This window comes from Pseudomonas sp. (genome assembly GCF_050739995.1).
Classification (GTDB): domain Bacteria; phylum Pseudomonadota; class Gammaproteobacteria; order Pseudomonadales; family Pseudomonadaceae; genus Aquipseudomonas.
On the sequence record NZ_JBOICG010000783.1, the window covers coordinates 1 to 8,339 of the forward strand.

The 8,339-nt window shown below is 61.7% G+C and carries 7 protein-coding genes; 4 read left to right on the forward strand and 3 right to left on the reverse strand.

Going from position 1 to position 8,339, the window contains the following annotated elements:
- Nucleotides 1–796: MFS transporter (locus tag ACRESD_RS26475; RefSeq protein ID WP_431753608.1), on the reverse strand; the 796-nt coding region annotated here is incomplete at its 3' end.
- 138 nt (nucleotides 797–934) lie between these two features.
- On the opposite strand from ACRESD_RS26475, the gene ACRESD_RS26480 reads away from it, so the two are divergent.
- Complete coding sequence (locus ACRESD_RS26480) at nucleotides 935–1,852, forward strand: LysR substrate-binding domain-containing protein (protein ID WP_431753609.1); 918 nt, start codon at nucleotides 935–937, stop codon at nucleotides 1,850–1,852.
- A gap of 14 nt (nucleotides 1,853–1,866) precedes the next feature.
- Here ACRESD_RS26480 and ACRESD_RS26485 read toward each other — a convergent pair whose 3' ends face one another.
- Both ACRESD_RS26485 and ACRESD_RS26490 read right to left on the reverse strand, forming a co-directional pair.
- Complete coding sequence (locus tag ACRESD_RS26485; RefSeq protein ID WP_431753610.1) at nucleotides 1,867–3,294, reverse strand: phophatidylserine decarboxylase associated domain-containing protein; 1,428 nt, start codon at nucleotides 3,292–3,294, stop codon at nucleotides 1,867–1,869.
- 92 nt (nucleotides 3,295–3,386) lie between these two features.
- Entirely contained in the window at nucleotides 3,387–3,974 is a 588-nt protein-coding gene (locus ACRESD_RS26490; RefSeq protein ID WP_431753611.1) for a LuxR C-terminal-related transcriptional regulator, read from the reverse strand.
- Nucleotides 3,975–4,103: 129 nt separating this feature from the next.
- Here ACRESD_RS26490 and ACRESD_RS26495 point away from each other — a divergent pair, with 129 nt between their 5' ends.
- The 3 genes from ACRESD_RS26495 to ACRESD_RS26505 are packed head-to-tail and all read left to right on the forward strand — an operon-like array spanning nucleotide 4,104 to nucleotide 8,182.
- Nucleotides 4,104–5,282 carry an acetyl-CoA acetyltransferase gene (locus ACRESD_RS26495; protein ID WP_431753612.1) on the forward strand — a complete coding sequence of 393 codons (1,179 nt, stop codon included), beginning with the start codon at nucleotides 4,104–4,106 and terminating at the stop codon, nucleotides 5,280–5,282.
- A 3-nt stretch (nucleotides 5,283–5,285) separates the two neighbouring features.
- On the forward strand, nucleotides 5,286–6,818 hold the full coding sequence (locus tag ACRESD_RS26500; protein WP_431753613.1) for a class I adenylate-forming enzyme family protein: 1,533 nt from the start codon (nucleotides 5,286–5,288) through the stop codon (nucleotides 6,816–6,818).
- Between the two features lie 44 nt (nucleotides 6,819–6,862).
- Nucleotides 6,863–8,182 carry an MFS transporter gene (locus ACRESD_RS26505; protein WP_431753614.1) on the forward strand — a complete coding sequence of 440 codons (1,320 nt, stop codon included), beginning with the start codon at nucleotides 6,863–6,865 and terminating at the stop codon, nucleotides 8,180–8,182.
- Nucleotides 8,183–8,339 lie beyond the last annotated feature (157 nt).

Sequence of the window (8,339 nt, forward strand, 5' to 3'; positions counted from 1 at the left end):
TCGCCAGGGTGACCACGGCGGTGGCTTCGTACACCGACCCGGCCCACAGGCCGACGATCGCTACGCCAACCAGGGCTGAGCTGGTCAAGGTCCGGCGGCGAAAGGCCGGCGCGAAGATCTCCCACCATGGCGTACGCGGACCGGTCTTTGCCGCTTGGCGCTGCGGCTCCTTGACCTTCAGCGCGGTGTACACCGCCACTACCGCTGGGAACAGCCCACACAGGAACATCACCCGCCAACCATAGGCAGCACCCACGGTGTAGTTGAGCAGCGCGGCGATGAAAAAGCCCAGGTAATAGCCGGTTTGCAGGTAACCGGCACCCATCTTGCGGCGGTCTTCGGGCCAGCTTTCGGCGACGTAGGTGCCGGCCAGCGCCCATTCACCGCCCACGCCGATGCCGGCGATCAAGCGAAAAATCGCCAACTGCCAGATGTTGTCGGAAAACGCCGCCGCGCCAGTGAACAACGAGTACACCAGGATGCTCGCGGCCAACACCTTGACCCGCCCAAAGCGATCCGCCAGAGGCCCCCAGATAAACGACAGGCCCCAGCCAACCAGGAACAGGCCGAACATGATCGAGCCATACATGGCGATATTTGCGGCGGTGGGTTCCAGGCCGGAGTGGGGCAGCAGTTCGGTGAGGGCCGGGATCAGCACCAGGGCGAAAATGACGGAATCCACGCCGTCCAGCACCCAGCCCAGGTAGACCGCCCAGAACCCGCGAATCTGCTCGCGGGACAGCGGTGTTTTGTAGGGTTTTGCACGCAGTGTCGATGCGGTTAACGCTTTGGACATGACGACCTCCCATGGCCCTGATCGGGCTTTCTTGTTGTGAGGTCAATCTAGGATGCGACGGCATAAGCAACAAATATGAAATTCCTTTGGTGGCATCGGATTTTTATATAGAGTCGAAGGCTTTCCAGGAGGACAGTCATGGACCTGCGCCAGTTGCGGTACTTCGTCAAAGTGGTCGAATGCGCCAACATCACCCGTGCCAGCGAGGCCCTGCACATCGCCCAGCCGGCCATCAGCCAGCAGATGCGCAACCTGGAACAGGACATGGGAATGCAACTGCTCGAACGCGGCGCCCAAGGCGTAGTGCCCACCGCCGCCGGCCAGACCTTGTACCGGCACGCTGTCGACCTGTTGCGCCAGGCCGACGCCACCCACGAGTTGCTGCGCCAGGACGCCGAATACCCACAGGGCAAGGTCTCGGTGGGCATGCCGTCGAGTACGGCGCGGATGCTCGCGATACCCCTGGCGCGTACCATTCGCAGCCGTTATCCGGGTATCAAGCTGGAGCTGATCGACGCGCCGAGTGCGCAGTTGGGAGGTTTGATCACCCAGGGCCGTGTGGCGCTGGCAGTGCAGGTCGACGGGGTGCCGACGCGGGGTGTGATCGCCCGGCGTCTATTCAGCGAGACCCTGTATCTGGTGGCGTGGCCGGAATTCGAATTGCCACCGACGCCGTTGAGCATCCAGAGCCTGGCGCGGATGCCGCTGGTGCTGCCCTGTGCGCCGAACACCATTCGCAGTCGTGTCGAGTCCGCCATGCAGGAGGCCGGGTTGCCGTTTGCCGTGGAGTTCGAAGCCAACTCCACCGACCTGTTGTTTTCGGCGGTGCTGGCGCGGCTCGGTGTGACCGTGTTGCCGTGGGCGGCGGCCCATGTGGAGTTGGAGCAGAACCGACTGAAGCTGGCACGTATCGACCATCGCTTGTTCAGCCGCGAACTGTCCTTGTGCTGGCCGGACACGGCGGTGCAGAGCAACGCCGTGCAGAAGGTCAAGGCGACCATTCTTGAGTTGTTCGAAGGGTTTGAGCAGCAGGCGGGGTGGGCGACCCCCGCCTAACTGTCTGGCGCCGTTTACTTGGGTTTATGCGTGTCCAAAGCGGTGGCAATCACACTGCCCATAGGCGTCGGTTTTGGCGCCTGGCGGTGTTCCACTGCATTGATTGCCCATTCTTCCAACCGCACGCGGTCACGCTGGAACAGCATCACGTGGGTGGAACCACCGAACTCGAAATGACCAATTTCGGTGCCGCGCTTGATGACGACCGGTTTGCTGCCTTCACCGACGATAAACGCCGGTTCGATGATGCAGGTCGAGACTTCCACCATGCCGATGCAAATCAGCGCCACGTACCCGCAGGTGGGGTGCTCGAAAATAAAGATCGCCCGGGCCGCCACATGGCCCAGGTAGGGTTGTGACTCGGTGCCTTCCCAGGTGCCCGGGCCTTCCTTCTGAGCCGGGCGTTGGGCGAAGTAAGTGCCGGGCTGTACCCATGAGCGCACCAGGGTGCCGTCCAACGGGGCGTTCCAGCGATGGTAGTGGGTGGCGGACAGGAACCCCTGGTAAAGCTGACCACCTTCGAACAACTTGGCCCACCGGCTCTCGCCGGCGAACAGGTCCAGCAGCGAGTAATTGACGTCCTTGATCCAGAAGTCGCTCTCGAAGGCGATATTGTTCTGGTACTCCCAGGGTGTGGTCTCGCAGCCGATGTCGATCTGAGTCTTGGCATCGCCCTGGAATGGCCGCGCGCCGGGCACGAACTTGCGGATGAAAAAATCGTTCCACGAAGCGAATCCATAACCAGGTTTTTTCGGATCGTGCTCCATCTGGTCCCAGACCCCGGCTTTCCACGCGGCCTTGGAGATCCACGAGCCTGGTTTTTCGGGGTTTTTGATGTCGAGCTTGTCCAGGGATTGCGGGCTCTTGAGGTAGGCGTTCCAAGTGTCGAGCACCTTCTTGAACTGCTGGTTGAAGGTCGCGTCATGGAACAGCGCCACGCCGGCTTCGGTGGCCATGGAAATCGCCAGGAAGCCATTCATCGGCGTGCCCACCTGGGCGGTGTCGTTGAAGGACGACGAAGTGGTAACGATCTCGTTGAGAATCTCGAAGAAACTGTCGTAGCCCTCGATCCATACCGCGTCGCCATCCTCGGTTTTGATCTGGTCACGGGTTTGGGGCGGCAGGGTCAGCACGAAGGCGTTGGACTGCTCGATCATCGACATCACCCACATGCGGTACACACTGTTGCGGGTGACCCACTGCTTGAACGCCACCAGTTGCGGCTGCATGGGCGCGAGGGTGCCGGCTTTTTTCATCGCGGCGATGTAGTTGCGCAGCGGCACCAGGTAATTGGCGGTCGCCCACACGCGGTTGGGTACCCAGAAACCCATCTGCAGGGGGCCGGCGTTGTCCAGGGTGAGCAAGTTGGAACCGCTGCCCTCGACGGGCGGTGGGGTTTTACGGGGTTGAGTGGCAGGTGAGGAACGATCAGTGTGCGCCATGGTATTAGTCCTTTAAACATCGCTACGTGGGTAAGCTCTTCTTGAGCAATGTTCAGCGTAGCCAGCACGGGACCGGGGTTTGTAATGGTTGGCTATAACCAGCTGCGCCCACCGACAAAAATCATCTTCGACACCAACTCCACAATGTTCTTCACCTCCAGCTTCTTCATCAACCGTGCCCGGTGCACCTCCACCGTGCGGTGGGAAATCCCCAGGCGCAGGGCGATTTCCTTGGACTTGAGGCCGTTGACGATCAGCATGGCGATTTCCCGTTCCCGTGGCGTGAGGTCGCCGGTGCCGGCATAGGGACGGTCCAGGCGCTCGAAGTGCCAGATCATCAGCTTGAACGGGTCTTTGGGGGTGAGGGTGTAGCCGTGGGACTTGGCCCAGAACACTTCGCCGTTTTTGTGCTGCATGAAGCGTTCATCGGAGTAGAAGCCGTTTTCACTGTCGAGCAGCCAGTCATGGCTGCGCTTGCCGATGGCGTGGTAATCGGCCTGGGACGGATAAATCAACAGGGTCAATTGGTTGACCAAGGCTTCGCGGGGGTAGCCGAACAGCTTCAGGAAGGCTTCGTTGCAGTCGACGATCACGCGGTGGCGGGTGACGATTTGTGGCGCGGGAGACAATCGGAACGCCAGGCGCTCGATATCTTGGAGTGGTTGTGCAAACACGGTCATTGGGCGTCCTGCCTCGTGGTGTATCGCTTCGGTTACTACTTATCCATGTAAGTAGTTACACGAATTGGCGAGCGACCAAGGGTGGTTCATTGTAGGCAATGTTTAGACCCACACCAGAAGAAATTGAATATGCCTGCTGATTGCGTCTCCATAGTTGCCGCTGGTCATTCGCGTTTTGGTCGCCTGGAAGGCGCCACCCTTGAAGACCTGATCGTACAGGTCACCCGCGAAGCCCTAAAGGATGCGGCCATTGATGCATCAGAGATTGACGCGCTGTTTCTCGGCCACTTCAATTCCGGGCTGGTGCCCGACGGCTTTGCCGCCTCGCTGCTGTTGCAAGCTGATCCGGGGCTGCGCTTCAAGCCGGCCACCCGTTGTGAAAATGCCTGTGCGTCTGGCTCGGCGGCGATCCAGGCCGGGGTCAATGCGATCCTGTCCGGTAGCGCCGAGCTGGTACTGGTGGTGGGCGCCGAAAAGATGACCCACACCTCCACGGCCGCTGTCACCCAGGCCTTGGCCGGTGCCGGCTATCAGAATGACCCAGCGGAAGCCGGCCTGAGCTTCCCGCAACTGTTTGGCCGCGCCGCCCGGCAATACGCCGAGCGCTACCATTGCCCGCTGGCCTCGATGGCGGCTATCGCCACCAAGAACCACTCCAATGCCATGGCCAACCCGCTGGCGCAGATGCACCGAGTGATGGATTTTGAACACTGCAACAACGTGTCCAAGAGCAACCCGCTCGTGGCCGAGTCCCTGCGCTTGACTGATTGTTCGCTGATCAGCGACGGTGCCGCCGCGATCATCCTGGCGTCGCCCAAGCGGGCACGGGCGTTTCGCCGTGATGTGCAGATCCGTACGATGACTCAGGTCAACGACACACTGCCCATTGCCCAACGCGACATCCTCGCCTTCGAAGGCCCGCAACAGGCGATCCACACGGCGCTGCGCGGGGCCAATATCACCCTGGCCGACCTGAGTTTTGCCGAGGTGCACGACTGCTTCACCATCGCCGAACTGCTGATCTACGAAGCCATGGGCCTGGCGCCCAAAGGCGAGGGCCATCGCGTGCTCGACAGCGGCGTGGTGCGCGCAGGCGGCAGATTGCCGGTGAACCTCTCCGGTGGGCTCAAGGCCAAGGGGCATCCGGTGGGCGCGACCGGTGTGTCGATGCATGCCTTGGCATTTCGACAATTGACCGGCGAGCCTATTGGCCTGGCGGTGCCCAACCCTGAGTTCGGCCTGGTGTTCAACATGGGCGGGATGGCGGTGGCCAACTACGCCTCGGTCCTGCACGCACGCCGGTACTGAACCATGAACATCGCCAACTGGCTGCATGACACTCAACGCCGTCATCCACAGCGTCCGGCGCTGTTCGACGGTACCCGGCAAGTCGCCGACTACGCCACCTTTGCTGCCCATGTGCGCCAGCGCGCCGCTTGCCTGGTGGACCAGCATGGCCTGGCACCGGGCGATGCCGTCGCGGTGCTGATGAAGAACAGCTGCGATTACCTGGAATTGCTCTACGCAATCTGGTGGATGGGCGCGGTGGCCGTGCCCATCAACGCCAAACTGCATCCGGCGGAGGCCGCGTGGATCGCCGACAACGCCGAGGCGCGCTTGATCTTCACCGACGGCGGCCAGGTGTTTTCGTCGCGGGATCTCCCCTTGCGCTGCAAGGAGCTGGACGGCCACCTGCTACCGCCGACCCGTGGCTGGCCGACCTTGGTGCAACCTGTATCGCGCCAGGACCAGGACCTCGCCTGGCTGTTCTATACCTCCGGCACCACCGGGCGTTCCAAGGGCGTGATGCTGTCCCATGGCAACCTGATTGCCATGTCGTTGTGTTACGCCACGGATGTCGACGCGGTGCATGCCGATGATGCGGCGCTGTATGCGGCGCCGATGTCCCATGGTGCCGGGCTCTATAACTTCATTCATGTGCGTTGCGGTGCACGCCATGTGGTGCCGACTTCCCAGGGCTTCGACGCGGTCGAGCTGTTCGCACTGGCTGCCGAGCTGGGCAATGTTTCGCTGTTCGCCGCGCCGACCATGGTCAAGCGCATGGTCGAACAGGCGCGGCGCCAGGATTACCACGGCGAAGGCATCAAGACCCTCGTCTACGGCGGTGGGCCGATGTATCTGGCTGACCTGCGTGAAGCCATCGACTGCTTTGGCCCGCGCCTGGTGCAGATCTACGGCCAGGGCGAAAGCCCGATGACCATCAGCGTGCTGCCCCGGGCAGTGATCGCTGACCGCCAACGTGTCGATTGGGCCACCCTGGCCGCGTCCGTCGGCCACGCGCAATCCTGCGTTGAAATCCAGATTCTCAACGGCCAGCACCAGCCGGTGCCGACCGGTGAACGTGGCGAAATTGCCGTACGTGGCGCCACGGTGATGCAAGGCTATTGGCGCAACCCCGAGGCTACCGGGCAAACCCTGGTCGACGGTTGGCTGCTGACTGGCGACATCGGCTTTCTCGACGCAGCCGGTTACCTCACGCTCACGGATCGCTCCAAGGACGTGATCATCAGTGGCGGCAGCAACGTGTATCCGCGTGAAGTCGAGGAAGTGCTGGCCCAGCATCCCGAGGTGTTTGAAGTGTGCGTGGTGGGCGAGGCGGACGCGCAGTGGGGCGAGTCGGTGGTGGCGTTTGTGGTGACCCACAGCGGCGAGCCTCTGGACGACGCCGAACTGACGGCGTGGTTTGTGGAGCGCATGGCGTCTTTCAAGAAACCCAAGAAGTACCTGTTCCGTGACGAGTTGCCCAAGAACAGCTACGGCAAAATCCTCAAGACCGACTTGCGGCAGTGGTTGAAAGACGCGAGTATCGCCGCCACTCGCTAGCCCGCGTTTTCTCATGGACAGAACAACAGACAAGGAGTCCCACGATGGGCATTCACCCGCAAGACACGTTGCGCAAGCGGCGCCGTGCGTTTCTCGGCGCCACCTCCGGCCACTTGATCGAGTGGTACGACTACGGCGTCTACGGCTTTCTTGCCGTGTACATCGGCCAGGCGTTTTTCGTCTCCGATGATCCCACCACCAGCCTGCTGGCCAGCTTTGCCGCGTTTGCCCTGAGCTTCTTTATCCGGCCCCTGGGTGGGCTGTTCTTCGGCCCATTGGCGGACAAGATCGGTCGCCGCAAAACCTTGATCATGGCGCTGGTGATGATGACCGGCTCCACTGTGTTGCTGGGTTTGCTGCCCACCTACGCGACCCTGGGCATCGCGGCGCCGATCCTGCTGATCCTGGTGCGCTGCGTGCAGGGCTTCTCGGCGGGGGGCGAGATCGGCACCGTCACCAGTTTTATCTCCGAATATGCCGGCCCCGGCCGTCGTGGTTTCGCCACCTGCTGGTTGATGGTCACTGCAGTACTCGGCCTGTTGCTGGGCGGTGCGGTGGCCAATGGCATGACCTGGGTGCTGGGCGCCGACCTGATGCAGGAATGGGCCTGGCGTGTGCCGTTCCTGATCGCCGCGCCCCTGGGCTTCATCTCCATGTACATCCGCTTGAAGCTCGAAGACAGCCCCGAGTTCCTCGCCCTGCAACGCGCCGGGCAAACTTCCCGCGCACCGCTGCGTGAAGTCTGGCAATGGAAGCGGGCGATTGCCCTGGTGTTCTTTATCATCACCTTGCACAGCTCGATCTTTTACCTGGTGCTGACTTTCGCCTCGACCTATATGGCCAAGATCCTCAAGTTCGACAGTGGCACCACTTTGCTCTATGTGTTTGTCGCGAGTTTCTCGGCGGCGTTTGTGATGCCGTTTGGTGGGGCGTTCACTGATAAGTACGGACGCAAGCCGTTCCTGATGGTGATCGGCACGCTGGCGACCTTGGCGATGTTCTGGCTGTTCAAGTCGGCACCGACCGCCACACCGACGACATTCTTTGCGCCGTTGATGGCGGTGGCGATTTTGTTTGGGTTGTATGCGTCGTCGACCTACGCGCTGATGAGTGAGCTGTTGCCGACGCGTATCCGCTCCACTGGGATTGCAGTGGCATATAACGTGCCGGTGGCGGTGTTTGGGGGCAGTGCGCCGTTGATCTCGACCTGGTTGATCAAGGTGACCGGCGATATCACTTCACCGTGGTATTTCTACGTCGCGACGGGGGTGGTGTCGCTGATTGCGTTGGTGGTGCTGCGTAAGGAAGATTTTGTGGCCAGTGGCAGTCCTGCGGCGGTGCCTGCCAATGTGGCGCTTGCGTAACTGTGGGAGGGGGCTTGTCCTAAAGCACGGACTAACTCTTGTAGTGAGCGGGCTTGTCCCGCGCTGGGTGGCGAAGCCGCCCCAAATCCAGGCACCTCGGTCTTCCTGAAACACCGCGGCACCCCTGTTGGGGTGGCTCCGCCACCCAGCGCGGGAC